Origin of the sequence: Amycolatopsis regifaucium, assembly GCF_001613935.1 — a bacterium.
In the GTDB taxonomy this organism is placed as follows: domain Bacteria; phylum Actinomycetota; class Actinomycetes; order Mycobacteriales; family Pseudonocardiaceae; genus Amycolatopsis; species Amycolatopsis regifaucium.
The window spans coordinates 107,759-123,536 of the sequence record NZ_LQCI01000052.1 but is presented as its reverse complement, the minus strand read 5'-3'; the positions used below and the strand labels follow the sequence as shown (position 1 = coordinate 123,536).

The 15,778-nt window shown below is 66.7% G+C and carries 12 protein-coding genes; 8 read left to right on the top strand and 4 right to left on the bottom strand.

Features of this window, described 5'->3' with window-relative positions:
- Positions 1 to 88: 88 nt before the first annotated feature.
- The 3 genes from AVL48_RS36170 to AVL48_RS36160 all read left to right on the top strand — a co-directional run bounded on the left by AVL48_RS36170 (position 89) and on the right by AVL48_RS36160 (position 3,379).
- A complete protein-coding gene (locus AVL48_RS36170; protein ID WP_244162448.1) occupies positions 89 to 781 on the top strand; it encodes a DivIVA domain-containing protein in 693 nt (230 codons plus the stop codon).
- Positions 782 to 1,117: 336 nt separating this feature from the next.
- A complete protein-coding gene (locus AVL48_RS36165; RefSeq protein WP_061981012.1) occupies positions 1,118 to 2,281 on the top strand; it encodes an oxygenase MpaB family protein in 1,164 nt (387 codons plus the stop codon).
- 405 nt (positions 2,282 to 2,686) lie between these two features.
- Positions 2,687 to 3,379, top strand: coding sequence for a type 1 glutamine amidotransferase domain-containing protein (locus AVL48_RS36160; protein ID WP_061981013.1), 693 nt, complete (start codon positions 2,687 to 2,689; stop codon positions 3,377 to 3,379).
- Between the two features lie 169 nt (positions 3,380 to 3,548).
- On the opposite strand, the gene AVL48_RS36155 is transcribed toward AVL48_RS36160, so the two are convergent.
- Entirely contained in the window at positions 3,549 to 4,112 is a 564-nt protein-coding gene (locus tag AVL48_RS36155; protein ID WP_061981014.1) for a helix-turn-helix domain-containing protein, read from the bottom strand.
- 77 nt (positions 4,113 to 4,189) lie between these two features.
- Between AVL48_RS36155 and AVL48_RS36150 the strand changes: the two genes are divergently transcribed.
- Both AVL48_RS36150 and AVL48_RS39395 read left to right on the top strand, forming a co-directional pair.
- The gene (locus AVL48_RS36150; protein WP_061981015.1) at positions 4,190 to 5,347 is read left to right on the top strand and encodes an MFS transporter; all 1,158 of its coding nucleotides are present in this window, start codon (positions 4,190 to 4,192) and stop codon (positions 5,345 to 5,347) included.
- A gap of 517 nt (positions 5,348 to 5,864) precedes the next feature.
- On the top strand, positions 5,865 to 6,023 hold the full coding sequence (locus AVL48_RS39395; RefSeq protein ID WP_156515795.1) for a hypothetical protein: 159 nt from the start codon (positions 5,865 to 5,867) through the stop codon (positions 6,021 to 6,023).
- A gap of 347 nt (positions 6,024 to 6,370) precedes the next feature.
- Here the strand turns inward: AVL48_RS39395 and AVL48_RS36140 are convergent, their stop codons facing one another.
- Complete coding sequence (locus AVL48_RS36140) at positions 6,371 to 7,726, bottom strand: protein kinase domain-containing protein (RefSeq protein ID WP_158070219.1); 1,356 nt, start codon at positions 7,724 to 7,726, stop codon at positions 6,371 to 6,373.
- 793 nt (positions 7,727 to 8,519) lie between these two features.
- Between AVL48_RS36140 and AVL48_RS36135 the strand changes: the two genes are divergently transcribed.
- Positions 8,520 to 9,341, top strand: a complete 822-nt coding sequence (locus tag AVL48_RS36135; protein WP_082857882.1) for a L,D-transpeptidase family protein — start codon at positions 8,520 to 8,522, stop codon at positions 9,339 to 9,341.
- Between the two features lie 23 nt (positions 9,342 to 9,364).
- Positions 9,365 to 10,051 (top strand): choice-of-anchor P family protein, encoded by a 687-nt coding sequence (locus AVL48_RS36130; RefSeq protein WP_244162447.1) that lies wholly within the window; start codon positions 9,365 to 9,367, stop codon positions 10,049 to 10,051.
- A 226-nt stretch (positions 10,052 to 10,277) separates the two neighbouring features.
- Here AVL48_RS36130 and AVL48_RS36125 read toward each other — a convergent pair whose 3' ends face one another.
- The gene (locus tag AVL48_RS36125) at positions 10,278 to 10,538 is read right to left on the bottom strand and encodes a hypothetical protein (RefSeq protein ID WP_061981020.1); all 261 of its coding nucleotides are present in this window, start codon (positions 10,536 to 10,538) and stop codon (positions 10,278 to 10,280) included.
- Positions 10,539 to 10,764: 226 nt separating this feature from the next.
- On the opposite strand from AVL48_RS36125, the gene AVL48_RS36120 reads away from it, so the two are divergent.
- Positions 10,765 to 11,760 (top strand): nuclear transport factor 2-like protein, encoded by a 996-nt coding sequence (locus AVL48_RS36120; RefSeq protein WP_061981021.1) that lies wholly within the window; start codon positions 10,765 to 10,767, stop codon positions 11,758 to 11,760.
- A gap of 256 nt (positions 11,761 to 12,016) precedes the next feature.
- On the opposite strand, the gene AVL48_RS36110 is transcribed toward AVL48_RS36120, so the two are convergent.
- Positions 12,017 to 15,124: an RHS repeat-associated core domain-containing protein gene (locus AVL48_RS36110; protein ID WP_061981023.1), complete on the bottom strand. Its 3,108-nt coding sequence runs from the start codon at positions 15,122 to 15,124 to the stop codon at positions 12,017 to 12,019.
- Positions 15,125 to 15,778: the final 654 nt, after the last annotated feature.

Sequence of the window (15,778 nt, the reverse complement as noted above, 5' to 3'; positions counted from 1 at the left end):
TCCGGCCGGGTAAGCCGGGGCACCAATGGGTGAGCACGCTCCGCGATAGGGTTAGCCCTACGACGGGCACTATTCCACAATGAGGAGGATGCCGATCGGTGATGTGCCTGGTGGGCGCTCATCTCGGATGGTTGCCCGAAAGGGCTCCCGGTGCGCCGACATCAGGTTTCGGTTTGCCGGTCTTCTTGCCGTATCCGACACTTGGCGTATGGAAAGTATGGTGTCCGAAGACGAGGCCACAGCGGAGTCCGCCGTCCAATTCCCGATCGTCCTGCGGGGATACGACCGCCGACAGGTCGACGAATACGTGCGGGCGATGGAGAAGCGTGTGGACCGACACGAGAAAGCCCGGAGAACAGCGGAACGCAGGCTCGCCAAAGCCCAGGTTCCGGCGCCTCGGACTCCGGAACCGGACCAGGCCAGTGGGTTGGGAAGGCGGATCGAAAAGATTATCGCGGTCGCCAAAGCCGAAGCCGGGGAGATCAAGGAACAGGCCCGCAAGGAAAGCGAGGACCTGCTGGCGACCGCCAAGAAAACCGTCGCCGAGGCAGAGAAGGCCCGCAAGGAAACGGAACGCGCCGCGCATCGCGAGGCCCAACTCATCCTTTCCCGTGCGGGGGAGGAAGCGGCGGCTATCCAAAAGGCGCATCGAGCGGTCCTGTCCGAACTCGGGCAGATCGCGGAGGCCGTCGATGAATTGCGTGGTCGTTTCGGCGGCGAGCGCAAGGCCGAAGGACCTGCCGTGGAGGAGTCCGTGCCCGCGGTCGCCGGCCCGGCGTGATCACCAAGGTGATCGGCTCCCCGCACTGGCGGGGACCACGACGGCCGGTTGACCGAGGACGACGAGGTGCGCTGGACCGGTGCGCTGATGGGCTCGCCCGAGGCCGACGCCCGGGCGACGTTCCACCACCTGGACCGCGACGGCCACTCGCGTCTACTACTTCGACGAGGGTCCCGTCTCGGCGGGCACCGGGCTTCTGGGCCCCCGGACCGGTGACGTATCCAGTAGCCGCCTGCCGTGGGGACACGGGCAGTGATGACGGTGCCACCACATCGAGGCGTGGCCGTGCCCGAACGGCGCTAGCGCCCACAGTGGACTTTCGATGAGGCTGACCCGATGTCGGAAAGCTTGATCGGGCGGCGGGCGGGTTTGTCCGCTCTCGAAACGCTGAAGTACCAGGGTGACCCGCTGGCGGACGCCGTCATCGCCGATCTGGTGACCGGTGGGCGGACAGGCGTGGTGAACGAGGTGCTGGCCCAGTTCCGGGACAACGACCAGCCCATTCCTGAGGATTTGCCGGAGTCGGTGCGGCGTTATCTGATCGACACGGACGTCCCGCCGGGCTGGGTGGATCTGGACCGGGTGGCGGGTACGTACGAGTTCTTCGTGGACGATGGTGTGCACGTCGCTTCGGTACTGTCCTTCGGTGCCATGGTGAACTGCTACGCCCAGCCGCGGCCGTCCCGAGTCCTGTCGCTGACCCACCGGCTGAACCAGCCGCATCGGCGGTTGTCGGAGACGTCGCAGTTCGTGCTGCACTTGATGGGGCCGGATCCGTTCGGCTCGGGCGGCAGCTTCGTGCCCACCATCCAGAAGACCCGGCTGATTCATGCCGCGGTGCGGTATTTCATCACCCGGTCCGGTGAATGGGATGTCGAGGCTGACGGTGTCCCACTGTGCCAGCAGGACATGCTCGGCGCGCTGCTGATCTTCTCAGTGCAGGTCATCGACGGGATGCGCCGGATCGGGATCTCGGTGACCGAGCGCGAAGCCGAGGACTATTACTACGTCTGGCGGGTGACGGGCGCGATGCTCGGCATCCCGGCCGAGGCCATGCCCGAAACGCTGACGGCAGCCCGGGAACTGAACGCGGAGCTGGTCGAGGCGACCTACGGCCCGTCGGCCGAGGGGATCGAGCTGACCCGCAACCTCCTGCGCCTGTACGAGGAAATGGTGCCAGGCAAGGCATTCGACGGGGTGGTCGCGGCGATGGTCCGCCAGGTCGTCACCGAGGAGGTCGCCGACTGGCTCGAAGTGCCGAGCTCGCGCGGATGGCGCCGCGCGGTCGGTGCGGGGGCGCGGATGATGCGATGGCTGGAGCGTTCGGAGGACCGCAGCCACACGGCCACGGCAGTGCTCGACAAGGCGGGCAGCCTGCTGCTCGGCGGCAGCGTCCGGACGCTGACCAACGGTCAGTCGACCGCGTTGACCATCCCGGCGGACCTGCGGGAGAAGTGGCTTGCCGCCGGCGTCTGCCCGGTAGCGCACCCGCGGACATAGCACCGCGGCACCTTGATGGCGGGGTGGCCGGTCAGCACGGACTCGACGAGGACGGCGTCGGGAACCGGCCACAGTGGCCAGGCGGCGCGACGTTCGCCTACCCGCACGGATCGGAAAGCTCCAGCTCCGGTGGGTGGCAAACTGTATCCAGGCCGAGTCAGGCTCCGCGGATCGCTGTGCTGGGTTTCGTTGTCCAAAGCGGCCGAGTTGCGTGCGGGTGATCCGAGAGCACACTGAGATGCATGTCGATATCCGACGTCGAGCCAGACCGTGAGCCGGGATGGGTGGCGCTACAGGCGAGGTGATTGCTCTCCCGCGTCGCTCGCCAAGCGCGAGACGAGGCGGACCGCGGCGGCCACCCGGCCGCCGGCGAGGAACTCGAAGGCACCTTCCGGAGGTAACTCAATGGCTACCGGCAAGATCTTGATCATCGTCACGAACGTTCGCGAGTACGAGACGGTGGGAATGCGGACCGGGCTGTGGCTAGGCGAGCTGACCCACTTCTACGACTACGCCTTGGACAACGGGTTCCAGCTGGACATCGCCAGCCCGGCCGGCGGTTACGTCCCGATCGACCCGGAGAGCCTGGCCCACGATGTGCTCAAAGAACTCGGCACCGACCGGCGCTACCAGGACCGCGAGTTCATGGACCTGCTGAACAACACCAAGAAGGCATGCGAAGTGGACGTCGAGGACTACGACGCCATCTACTTCACCGGCGGCCACGGGGTGATGTTCGACTTCCGAGACAAGGACCTGGCCGCGCTGACGGCGCGATTCTACGACAGCGGCCGGATCGTCTCGGCGGTCTGTCACGGTCCGGCCGGGCTGCTGGACGTCACGCTCGACAACGGCGACGCACTGGTCAAGGGCAAGAACGTGACCGGATTCTCGTGGGCGGAGGAGGAGGCCGCGCAGCGCGCCGATGCCGTCCCGTTCAGCCTGCAGGACGAGCTGGCCGAACGGGGTGGGAACTACAGCATCGCGGACAAACCGTTCGAGACCCACGTCGTCACCGACGGCCGGCTGATCACCGGCCAGAACCCGGGCAGTGCCCGCGGGGTCGCCGAGGCCGTCGTCGCCGCGTTGCAGGCCTAGTGACCGATGTCGATGGCCCACCCCAGCCGCCGTGCCGCCGGGGCAGCCGCTTACCCGACCTTGGCGCGCACGACGTCGCCGTTGACCGACATGCCGGAGACGGCCGCGGCGGCGATGAGCTGTCAGGAGCGGATCGCGTGCAGCCGCCATGATCGGTTTCCCACCCCTGTCACCGGGTGCGGGCGCGGACGTGGATCCGCTCACCCTGCTTGCCGAAGAGGCTGAGCACCTCGACGCCCTCGGGGCCGGCCGCGCCGAACCAGTGCGGCGTCCGGCAGTCGAACTCGGCCGCCTCGCCGGGTCCCATGACGACGTCCTGGTCACCGAGCACGAGCCGCAGCCGGCCCCGGAGCACGTAGAGCCACTCGTATCCGGTGTGCGTGCGCGGACGGGGTGCCTCGTCGTCGGGCGGGATCGTCATCTTGTAGGCGCGGGGCTCGCCCTGGTGCCGGGTGAGCGGGATGAGGACTCGCCCGTCCGGCGGCACCCGCGGCTCCAGCACCCTTGGTGACGAGACGATCTCGTCGACGCGCAGGCCCAGCGCGGCGATGACCGGCAGCAGGAGTTCGAGGCTGGGCTTGCGTTGCCCGGATTCGAGGCGGGACAAGGTACTGGCGGAGATGCCGGTGGCGCGGCTGAGTTCCACCAGCGTCGTCCCCTTCTTCTCGCGGGCGCGACGCAATCGGGGAGCGATCAGCTCGATCGCCGCGTTGACGGCGGGTTGGATCTCCATGAGGCCAGATCAGCAGCTCGTCCCGATTTCGGCAACATTTTTTGCTGAAATCGCCAAACCCGGTCGATGGTGGCGCCATGATCGAAACCCACCGCCTTCCCACCGGGGTCTATCTCCTCGCCTTCAGCCTCTTCGCGATGGGGAGCGCCGAGTTCCTGATGGCCGGGGTCCTGCCCTCGGTAGCCACGGAGCTCGGCGTCTCTCTCTCCTCGGCGGGCGCGCTCATCACCGCGTTCGCCCTCGGTGTCGTCCTCGGCGGTCCGCCGTTCGCCGTGCTCAGCTTGACTTGGCCGCGCCGCACCGCGCTGATGACCACCCAGTCCGTTTTCGCCGCCGCCATCGCGACGGGCCTGCTCGCCGACGACTACTGGACCCTGCTGGTCACCAGGTTCGTCGCCGGTCTCGCCTACGCGGGCTTCTTCGCCGTCGCCGCCGTGACCGCGATCAGCCTGGTGACACCCGACCGCAACGCCCGCGCCTCCGGTGTCGTCGTGGCCGGACTCAGTGTCGCCATGGTCGCCGGAGGCCCCGCCGGCACCTTGCTCAGTAACCTCACGGACTGGACCGGCGGCTTCTGGGGCGTAGTCGTGCTCACCCTGCTGGGCGTGGTCGCCTGCGCTTCCGGTCTGCCCACCACGGCGGTGTCGGCAGAATCCGGTCTCGCGGCTGAATTGCGCGCGATGCGGACACCACGCCTCTGGGGAGTTTACGCGATCACGATCCTGAGCACCGCCGCGTACATGGTGTCCTTCAATTACCTGGCCGCGGTTCTCGCCGACGTCACCAGCCTTCCTGCCGTCTGGATTCCCGCGGTGCTCGCACTTTTCGGTATCGGCGCCTTCTTCGGTCTCTCCCTCGGCGGCCGGATCTCCGACCGGTGGCCCCACCACGCGCTGCTCGGCGGGGCGCTCGGCATCGCTCTGTTCTCGGCCCTGCTCGCTGTCTTCGCCGCGTCCGCCTGGCTCGTCGTGCCTTTGGTGTTCCTGCTGGGCGTCGCGGCTTTCGTGCTGAACCCGGCGCTATACGGACGGGTCTTCGCGATCGCCGCTTCCGCGCCTACGCTGGCCGGTGCCACCACGGTGTCGGCTTTCCAGCTGGGCATCAGTCTCACGCCCGCCTTCGCCGCGGGGGTGCTGAACCTGGGCGCCTCGGTGACCGCGGTGTTCTGGATCGGCGCCGCACTGGCGCTGGTCACGATCCCCTTGGTGATCCTCGATCGCTCACCGCGTCACTGATCTGGGTTCTCACCTGGGAAGCAGTGCGCCGGCTCGTTTCACGGGGTGGCCCGCCACGGCAGTGGGCTGATGGGGCCGACGATGGGAGCCGCGGTCTTCGCGGCCCTTCCACCGGAGCGCGGAGGCATGGCCGCTCCATCTTCGGAGTGTTGTTCCAGCACGACGGCGCCTCTCCGGTCGACGGGCTGAACCGGGTCCTGATCGCCGCCACCGCGGTCGGGATCTTCGGTGCTGCGTTCGCCTCTGCCTTCGTGCCGAAACCGGCTGCGGGGCAAGCCTTTTCACCTGCCCATCGGAGTGTCGCCGGCTCGCAGCGACGCTCCGACAGGCAGCCGCGAGGATGGCAGCGCATCGTCATCCATCCGAACGAGAAGCCAGGAACATGCCTAGCCGCAAAGGGGGCATGATGGAAGCCCTTTCCGGGTAGTAGAGGGCCATGGAAGCCGACACATCCAAGGACTTCGACAACCGGTCGCCCTTCACTTGGAGGGCAACGACAACGTCGTTGATGGCCATCATGATGGTGGTAGCGGGCATCGGCATCGTCGCCTCCAGTGGCCAGGGAATCGGGTGGTTCTTTCTGGTGCTCGGACTGATCTGTGCTCTGGTCGCCGCCGGGTTCTTCCACCTCGCCCGGAAGTCCCGCCACCCGCAGGACCGAGTCGAGCGGCTCTAACGAAGTAGGTCGAAGTCATTCGCTGATCGCGGCGATGTGGACGGTGGCTTCGTAGCGGATGGCGACCGCGCAGGTGGGCCCTGGAGGCCTTACCCGCCAACACTCGATCCGGACGGGGTCGTGGCCGACCATCTCCCAGCCTCGGCACCTGTATCCCGCTCAGAACGGGGATGAACTGCGGGCTGTCTGTGGACACCTCTGTCCTCGTACGGCTTCCGGTAGCCGTCCGGACCGCGGGAGGGCGTGCCATATTTGGCTTACCCACCGATACAACCTGGCCTTCGCGGCCGGGCGCCTCGGCACGACGCTGAGCCCGGCGACTCCGACACCCGGGCCTAGCCGGCTGTTCAGCTGATGAGGTCGACGACCAGAACGACGGTGTCGTCCGCGGGCCAGGCCGATGTGTCAGGTGGGGAATTCCGCAGGGTGGACCAATATGGGTGGTGGGGTGGGACGACGATGGTGCGCCGGCCACCGGGTCGCATTCCGGCGAGGCCATCGTCGGCGCGGTGACCCAGCAAGACCTGTGGTGCGGTCTGTAGGTTCCAGGTGGACCAGACCGGTTTTCCGGACCAGGACAGCGCTTCGGTCCTGATGTTGAGCTGGAGGTGGTCGTCATTGTGTTCAGGAACTGGTTTGCCGCGTCTACCCGTGGTGATGTCGTGGACGGCAAGCGCGGTGGGTGGCGCGCAGTCGCGAGGAATGGTGATGCTGGGCCGTTGGCGGGCCGAGCCGGAGATCTCGATCCGGTCGATGGGGCAGGAGGGCTGGATGGTGGGTGATGTCGAGGGCTTTGTGGCTGATGCGGGCGGTGTGGTGCGGTCAGGTGCGGCGGTCTGCTGGTCATCGCCACTCGGCCACAAGATCGCTACCGCGATGACGATTACGGCGACGGCGGTGATCGTGGCGATTCTGAGCAGAGGTGTTCGACGGCGTTGACCGGTATCGCCGTCACGAGCGTGCTCGAGCAGGGGGCGCACGGACTCGGCGTCCAGCCGGTTCTTCGCTGGGGCGAGCAAGCCGGTGATGACTTCGGCGAGAGGTCCTCGAGTGTTTTCGAGGACAGGTTTCTCGGTGAGAACGGCGGCCATGGTGGCTTCGAGGTTGGCTCGCTGGAAAGCCGGCCGCCCTTCGGATGCGTAGAACAGGGTGGCGCCGAGAGCCCACAGGTCGGATGCGGCAGAGGCGTCGTCGCCGTTGAGGCGTTCGGGTGCCATGTAGGCGGGGGAGCCGATCAGCAGGCCGGTGCCGGTGAGCCGGGTGTCGTCCGCTGAGTGCGCGATGCCGAAATCGGTCAGCTTCGCTGAGGCCGGGGTAAGCACCACGTTCGCGGGTTTGACGTCGCGGTGCACGATCCCGGCGGAGTGGGCGGCGGTCAGCGCCGAGAGCAGGTCAAGCCCTATCTGCGCGACGCGGTGCATGGGCAGCGGGCCGAGCTGTTCGACGTGATCGGCGAGATTGGTGCCGTCCAGCAGTTCCATCACGACGTACGAGACGCCGTCGTGATGGAAAACATCGTAGACGGTGACGATAGCGGGGTTGCTGAGCCGGCCTGCGAGTCGCGCCTCCCGGACGAAGCGCATGGACGCGACGTGACCACCGCCGAGCGTGTGGAGCTGTTTGATCGAGACCGGACGCTCCAGAACCTGGTCGTGGGCGAGCCACACGACCCCCATCGCGCCGCGGCCGAGTTCCCGGACCAAGGCGTACCGGTCCTGGAGCACTTCGTTCGTCATCCCGCGCCCTCCTGCCACCGAACCCGTCGCGCAGCTTAGGGGGAGTGGCACTCGTGTGGGTTCCCTCGCGACCCGGAAACCTGGCGACCTGCTTGACGCGGTGTCATCCGCTCCAGCGGACGCCCCGTAACGCTGGAAGTGGCCGGTTCCCGGGGTACGTCCGCACCGGGAACCGGCCACAGCGGCCAGGCAGCACGAGCTAAGGAGAGTCGCGCCGCGGCCAGGTAACCCCATGCCGGGATTCCTGGAGATCTACCCGCAATTCCGGGGGCGGGAAACCACCCGGACAGGTGGCGCTTGGCACCGGGTGTCGGGCAGAGAGGAGTGCTCTCCTTCCGCTGTGTCCGGCAGGACGCCGGGCTACGACTGAGGCGGAAGTGGTTCACGCAGGGACGCCGGGGTCAGCCCAAGATGTCCAGGCCCGCTGCCACCGTTGTCGCCGCTCGGCGGATTCCTGTTCCCGCCCTGCCGCACGACCACGCCGCGTGATCATCACGACGTGATTTCCCGCCGTTCCCTCGAAAACGGCGACGGAAATATACTCTGAGTGGAGTTTCAGGATGTTACCGAATTTTCTGTACGATCACCGATCGAGTGAATATGCGGCCTGTACGCGACCTGGGAAAACAGTGGGAAATCGCAGGCAGGCCGGATTCGAATACGCAACGTCATCATTGATTGACAGATCCTTTCGATGTTAGTAATTGACCTCCCGGAATCGAACCCCGTTGCGGATGACTCTGCACAAGGACAGGCCCCGATGATCACTCCGCAGGTCTCTTGCGGTCATGCCCGCCCACCGGCGATTTACGCGCTCCTGGCGCTGATACTGGTCGCGCTGCCGCTGTCCGGCTGTGGCACGACCGCGAACCAAGGTGGCGCCGTCACCTCCTCGGCTCCACCATCCCAATCCCCCGAGGCGCTCGCCGCGCTGCCGGAGGCGAACACCTTCGGCGAGCTGACCTCCGCGCCGACCGATCCGCTCCCGGCGGCACCCACCGACGGCGAAGTGCTGCACCCCAAGGAAGACGCGGTGATCCACCGCGTGCCCGGCGCGGAGCCGATCGCCCGTTTGCCCAAGACCCAGATCGGTTCGCCGACCTGGGTGCCGGTGATCGCCCGTCAGGGCGAGTGGGCGCAGGTGTTGCTGCCGGCCCGTCCCAATGGGGCGACGGGCTGGCTGCGTGCCACGCCGGAAGCCGTGGAATCGGCGGTCAACGACTTCCACGTCACCGTCGACCTCGCCGACTTCCGCTTGGAGATCCGCGAAGCGGGCAAGCCGACCGGCTCGTGGACCATCGGTACCGGCAAGCCCGAACACCCGACGCCGACCGGTCGCGCGTTCATCCTCGCTTCGATCAGGGAAAGCGTGAACACCTACAGCCCGATCGTGCTGCCGCTGAGCAGCCATTCCGATTCGCACGAGACCTTCGGTGGCGGTCCCGGCACGGTCGGCCTGCACACCTGGCCTGACGAGAGCTTCGTCGGCAAAGCCACGAGCCACGGGTGCATCCGCGTCCCCCGCGAGGCGTTGGACCGCCTCGTGGAGCTGCCACTCGGCACCGTCGTCCAGATCGCCTGATGTCCCCTACGGAGGTATTTTCTTTGTCCCCGCGCAAAACGAGCGTGCTCGCCGGTACGACGGCGGCTCTTCTCGCGCTCACCGCCATCCCCGCCACGGCCGCGCCGGCCGAATCCGCGTACGCCATCGCCGCGTCCGGCCTGATCACGATCCCCCGCACCCCGTCGGTCTCCGGCACCGGCAAGGACTCACTCGCCTCGGTGGGGCTGCCCAACCCCGGCCCGGCGTTGCTCACCGCGAAGGCACTGAACGCCGAGGTGCGACCGGGGCAAGCCAGGTCCGGGGTCACCGCTCTCGCGCTGAACCTCGGCCTGCTGCCCGCCACGGTCGCCCTGCCCGGCTTGAGTGCCGACGCGATCAAAGCCGAATGCCGCGACGGCAAGGGTTCGGTGTCGATCACGAAGCTGAAGGCCGGTGGCAAGGTGCTCGACCTCGACCAGGTCCCGCCGAACACGACCGTCCCGCTCGCCCAGCTGGTCGAGTTGGTGGTCAACAAGCAGACGAAGAACGCCGACGGGACCCTCACCGTGACCGCGGTCTCGGCCAAGCTGCTCGGTCGCACCCAGACCGTGGACATCGCGTCGGCCACCTGCGTCAAGCCCGGCACCGCACCGGAACCGCCGACCAAGCCCGCCGGCGACAAGCCTCAGCCCGGCGGCAAGGCGCCCAAGCCCACCCCGGTCCCCGCACACCTGGATGTCACCGGCTGACGTCGTCACCCGAGCCGAAAGCGCCCTTCACCACTTCCTGTGTGAAGGGCGCTTTCGGCTGCTCGGCACCGTTCTCGCGCCGGTTCAGGCTGACAGCGCGTCCTCGAAGAGAAAGGTCGTCAGCGGTCGCATAGCTTTCCACGCAAATGATCATTCCGGTCTCGAGCGTGCCGTCGTAGGACGGTGTCCGCGCTTGCGAAAGCCTTCGGGTGGCAGCCAGGCTCGATCACGGAATTCCCGGAAACACAGCCCTGCCCGCGCGCTCCAGCACGCTCTGGCCGTACCGCATCTCGACGCCGACCTCTTGCAGCGCGGACAGCTCCGGCACACTTGTCCGGTCGATCGTCAGCGGACCTTGGCCGTCCACCAGGTCGGCGGCCCAGCTCCTTGCCCGGTCCGCCACCTCGGGACCACCCGCTCTGTGGTTGACCGCGACCGCCTGCCGCCCCCGGATGGTGTCCAATCCCTCGCCCGCTGAGCCCGGCACCCGCGTAGCCCCGGGACAGACGGCCTGGCTCGGTGTCGGCTCTGCGGCGGCGGCCCCGCCCTTACCTCAGAGGTAATCGACAGCGTGCTGCTTCTCGATGATCCTTTGGGCAGAGCAGGAGCACCCCACCGAGAAGACCCGGTGACCGGCATCGTCGATCACCACGTTCCTGCGATGAGACCGAGCCGGGAACCGGCTTTCCACCGAAGTGATCGGAGAAAACCCGATGCGGGTTTCGAGATTCATCCCCGCTCTCACGGCCGCTCTTTTGTCCTGTGTCGTCCTGGCGACCTCGGCGAACGCCGAACCCCTTGCCCGGCAACCGGACCGGACGACGGCGGAAGTGCCGTCGAACGTGCGGCAGTTCATGGACGCCTACCGTGACTGGGGACGGAACGCGCAGGATGTCGGCGCGTACTTGAACCTGTTCGTCCAAGACGGAACCGCGCGCTTGTGGGACAGCGGGCTCGAAACGCCTCGGGACTGGGCGGGGATCAAGAGCCAGATCGAGGGCGTACTGCGGTTGGTCCCGGATTATGTCTTCGTGCCGGAGACCGTCACCTCCGACCCGGACGGCAGGGTCGTTTTCATCGAGGCGCTCAACACCGGCACGATCAAGGGCAAGCCGGTCTCGTTCAAGACGATGCACCGGCTCGTCCTCGGTGATCCGGCGGCGGGCAAGGATTCCGCCCGGGTGCAGGACGGCAGGCGGTTCTGGGACCAGGTCAACATGTTCCGCCCGGTCGAAGATCCGGCGAACCCGCTGCGGAACCTCTTCGAGGGAATCACCTCGTCGTCGACCGATCCGGCCCCGGGCATCCCCCTGCCGCCGCGAGTCCGGCAGCTGGCCTGGAACCGGGAGGCAGCCGGGATCCTGGTCGCCGGGGTGGACGGCACGGCGACTCTGCAGGGACCTGGCCTGACCGCGCCGATCTCCGGCCGCCGGGCCATGACCGACTACCTGGACCGGTTGTTCGGCGCGGTTCGTGACGTCCAGCTCGAGCCGCGGGCGACCGTGTCCGCGGGCGGCACGGAATACCGGGAGTGGGTCGGTACCGCGGTGGCGCTGGGTGGCGCCGACCCGCGCACGATCTCCTTCAGCCTGGTCGAGCGGACGGTGAAGACCGCGACCGGCACGGCCTGGTCGCTGCACTTCGACACGCTGGATTTGATCGCTTCGGTCCAGACAGTGAAAGAACTGCGCGCCCGGATCTTCGGCTAGACCTCAGCCAAGGCGACCGGCGGTCTGCTTGACATGGACCGAGATCCGACGGTGCCGGAGCGAGCCTTGGTTCGCTCCGGCACCGTCATGTTCCACGGCGTCCTCGACATCTCGCTGCCGCTCCGGCGCCGCGGACCAGGAGTCGGGGGTATTCAGGTTCCCGATGTCCGGCTTGGGCGAGTGTTCTCGTTCACCGAACGGGTGGTCGTCCGCCGGTGCTGTGACCGGCGGACGACCGCTCACTCCGCGAGGCGTGTCATCCCAAGAAGCATTCGGTCAAGTCCTTGAACTCGTCCTTGAGTGAATCATCGGTGTCTTCCAGGGCGCGATTGATGTAGCAGAACGGTCCTTTGAGTTTCTTGGCGCCGTTCCAAAGCTTTTTGGCGAGGCTTGTGACGGACAGTGCGCCGGTGGCGTCACTGTTGTTGATCGGATCGCAGGTCGCGTAGTTGTAAGCGTTTCGTTCCTGGTACGTGGGGTCCGGCTGGGTGAAGCGCCCCCAGTCGGGCTTGTAGTTCCGGTAGCCGAGCAACAGGTCACCGCGCTGTGTCTGGTACTGACCGAGGTAGCGCAGCTTGTTCGCCGATGCCGCGGCACCGCTGGGCGTCGAGCTGCCGTAGGGGCGGTAGGCGTAGTTCGCGGTGACGGCGCCGGTGGTGTCGACCAGGCCGAGGACGGTGCCTTGGTAGTCGGTGATGGCGTTGTGGCGGGCGCCGGTACCGGTCCGGACCGTTACCAGCGTGCCGCGGGGATCGCGACTGTAGGTGGTGGTCGAGCCGTTCTCCTTGACCCACATCGGTCCGAGGGCGGTCTGTCCGAAGACGTGTGTGCTGCTGGTGGCCACGCCGGTCTGTTCGGTGATGGACCGCGGCTGGGTCTGGTCGATGCCGTCGTAGGCGGCCCGGTAGACCTCGGTCCCGCCGGACGTCGCCCGTACGAGCTGGTTGGTCGAGCTGTAGGTGTAGGTTTCGGCAGGGTCGGTGCGGCTGATGAGGTTGCCGGCTCCGTCGAAGCCGTTGACGGAGTTCCCGGCTTGGGTGAACTGGTTGGCCGCGTTGACGGTGAAGGCGGTCCCTGCCAGGTTCGTCAGGTTGCCCGCCAGGTCGTAGCCGTAAGTTTCGGGGCCCGCCTTGGACATCCGTCGCAGCGGATCGTAGCTGTAGGGCGTGGTGACTCCAGCGATCGTCTTGGCCTGCAGCTGGTCACTGTCCTCGCCGCCGGCGGTCGTGTAGCTGTACGTGGCTCTGAACGTTTCGGTGTTCGCTGTGTTCTTCACCGTGATGCCGGTCTGGCGGCCGGAGTTGTCGTAGGTGATCGTTTGGGTTCCTGCGCCGGGCCAGAGGATCGAGGTGCGGCGGTCGGCGTCGTCGTAGGTGAAGGTGGTGTCCTGGATGCCTGGGTCGGTCATCTTGACGAGGCGGTTCGCGGCGTCGTAGTAGAACAGCAGTGGCTGGCCGGTCTCGCTGGTCCACACGTTGTCGAGGTTGCCCGCCTCGTCGTAGTCGTAGGTGACGTGTTCGTTGCCGGTTCCTTCGGTCCGCTCGGCGGTCTTGACCTGGTTGCCGACGGGGTATCGATCCCAGGAGTAGTAGATGTTCCAGGTCGGCGCGATCTTCCAGATCACGTTGCCCTGGTGGTCGTACCAGACCTCGAGCAGGGTTTTGTCCCCGTCGGAGTCGTCGGTGACCCGCACGACACGGTCGAACTTGTCGTAGTCGTAGCCGATTTTGTGACCACGCCCGTCGGTCACCTGCACGATCCGCGAGAGCGCGTCGTACTGATAACCGGTGACTCCCATCGGCGCGGGTTCCGTCACCGACGTCAGGTTGCCCGCCGGGTCGTATCCGTAACTCGTGAGGTGGCCGTTGCCGTCCTTGGCCGTGGCCAGCGTCCCTTGTGGATAGTTGTAGGTGCGCACGTCCAGGTCGGCGGTCAGCGCTCCGATCGAGCGGATCTTCGTCAGGTTGCCGGGTCCGTCGTACTCGTGGACGAGTTCCCGTCCTGCCGGGTCTTTGAGCGACGTGGGGGAGTGCGCGTGCGCGCTGTCGGTGTAGCCGAGTGTGTTCTTCGCGCCGGTCGGCAGCTCGGTTCCGATCAGGTTGTTGAGCGGGTCGTAGCGGCGCTTGCCGGTGTTGCCCATGCTGTCGGTCGTGGACTGGACGTCGCTGTTGGCACTCCAGGACCGCGACCGCTCGTGCCCGAGTGCGTCGACGGCCTTGACCTGGCGGCCTTCGCCGTCGAAGTGGTAGGTAGTGGCGTTGCCCTTCGGATCCCGCGCCACGGTCCGGCCGCTCTGGTACTCGAAGGTCGTGTCCAATGCCTTCGCGCTGTTGGGAACCGATACCTTGGTCACCCGGTCGGCACCGTCGAAGGCGAAGTGGTAGGCGTTGCCGGACGGATCGGTGATCGACACGAGGTTGGAGGCCGCGTCCCACCCCAGCGCGACCGTGTGCCCGTTACGGTCCACAAAGGAGGTCAGCTGTCCATTGCCGTTGTACTCGTAGGTTCCGACGTCGGCGCCGGTCGGGTCGATGATCCGTTTCACCAGGCCTTGGGTGTCGCTCGCCACCGTGGTGACCCGTCCCTGCGAGTCCCTGATCGACGCGAGTGTCCCGTTGGGATGATAGGTGTAGCTGTTGGCGTTGCCGTTGCGGTCGGCTTGTGAGGTCAGCCAGCCTTGGCCGGTGAATCGCCACTTCTCCTCCGAGGAATCGAAGATCAGCGTGAAGGTGCCGTCACTTTCCTTGCGCAGCTGGGCGTTCATCCCGTTCGGCGCGGTGTATCCGCCGCCGGTCTTCGGTACGTACGTGGCGCAGTAGCCGCTGGGGCCATGCAGAATCACGTTGTCGCCCGAGAATTCCAGGCCGACGTCCGCCCCGGCCGACATTGTCGTGCCGACCCCGAACGAGCCCCGATTCGGCACCAGGTTGTTGTAGACGTGACTGATCGCCAGATCCAGGCCCGTGCCCTGGAGAGAGAAGTCGTCCTGGGTGACCACCAGGTTTCCGCTGGAGAGATTGACGAGGATCTCCATCCGATCGCTGACCTTGAACCGCTCCAGTGGATAGAACGGCCGGATTCCGGTCCGGTCACCGCAGGAGGCCAGCCCGGATGCCTGTCTGTCGGCTCGCGACCGTGACGCTCGGGAGGTCCAGTCGCTCGATGGCGGTGAGCCGCCGTCAGGTGTCCGGTCGACCGCGGTGCCGGGATGCCATGCCTGACTTGTCGCCGGACGCGGCGGTTTCGCGGTGAACTGTGCGACCGCGTTCGCCGGGGCGGTGATTCCACTCGCCGCCAAGACGACCGCGGTCGTGGTCGCGAAGATTCCGCGCAGCCGCCATCGATGAAAGCGTCTCGAATCCATGGATTGAATGGCCTCTCTGCGATGCTCGCCCCGACAACGCCCCCTGGCGCTCAAGCACCTTGGGGACGGTACGCAGCCAAAACACTTGCCTGCCAGGCGATCGAGGCAACATCACCCGGTCAGCCCACGGGAACGGCGGGCCGGTATTCCTGGATTTTCGCAGCTGGCGACGATCTGACATCTTTCCAATACAGGGCCCCGGTCCGCCCCTATCCTGTGCCGCGCCACGCGTATTCGTGGACTACCGAACCGCAGATCAGGACAGCCGGTGGTCATCGGGTCACGCCGGACGCAACGACGTGTGAGAGGTGCTTCGAGCACGGTCCTTTGTCGGCGCGGCGTAATACGATGGTTCTCTGTCTTCAGAAAGCGGGGCGGAGTAGGTTGGTGGTGTAGCGGTCTTTCTGTCTTCTCGCCGGTCTCCGCGGTTCGACAGGCCGGGTGCGGTCTCCTGGGATTCCCGTAGACGGCGCGCGACGGGGAAAGCAGTGCTCGAAGCAGCCCCTCAAAGCGAATTCCGGGTAAATCGAGGATAATTTCACGGGAATCGATTCTGTTGCCTCGACGCCGGTGCACGGATTGGCTGACTCGCCTGGCAGCCACCTGTTCGGACTATTCCGATCTTCGCCGTCCAGTGCTTGACTGAGGCCGGTG

Excerpts from the sequence above, each read along its gene's own strand:
- AVL48_RS36150 (WP_061981015.1), top strand. The coding sequence starts at position 4,190 with ATGATCGAAACCCACCGCCTTCCCACCGGGGTCTATCTCCTCGCCTTC.
- AVL48_RS36170 (WP_244162448.1), top strand. The coding sequence starts at position 89 with ATGCCGATCGGTGATGTGCCTGGTGGGCGCTCATCTCGGATGGTTGCC.
- AVL48_RS36120 (WP_061981021.1), top strand. The coding sequence starts at position 10,765 with ATGCGGGTTTCGAGATTCATCCCCGCTCTCACGGCCGCTCTTTTGTCC.
- AVL48_RS36155 (WP_061981014.1), bottom strand. The coding sequence starts at position 4,112 with ATGGAGATCCAACCCGCCGTCAACGCGGCGATCGAGCTGATCGCTCCC.
- AVL48_RS36135 (WP_082857882.1), top strand. The coding sequence starts at position 8,520 with ATGATCACTCCGCAGGTCTCTTGCGGTCATGCCCGCCCACCGGCGATT.
- AVL48_RS36160 (WP_061981013.1), top strand. The coding sequence starts at position 2,687 with ATGGCTACCGGCAAGATCTTGATCATCGTCACGAACGTTCGCGAGTAC.
- AVL48_RS36110 (WP_061981023.1), bottom strand. The coding sequence starts at position 15,124 with ATGGATTCGAGACGCTTTCATCGATGGCGGCTGCGCGGAATCTTCGCG.
- AVL48_RS36165 (WP_061981012.1), top strand. The coding sequence starts at position 1,118 with ATGTCGGAAAGCTTGATCGGGCGGCGGGCGGGTTTGTCCGCTCTCGAA.
- AVL48_RS39395 (WP_156515795.1), top strand. The coding sequence starts at position 5,865 with ATGATGGTGGTAGCGGGCATCGGCATCGTCGCCTCCAGTGGCCAGGGA.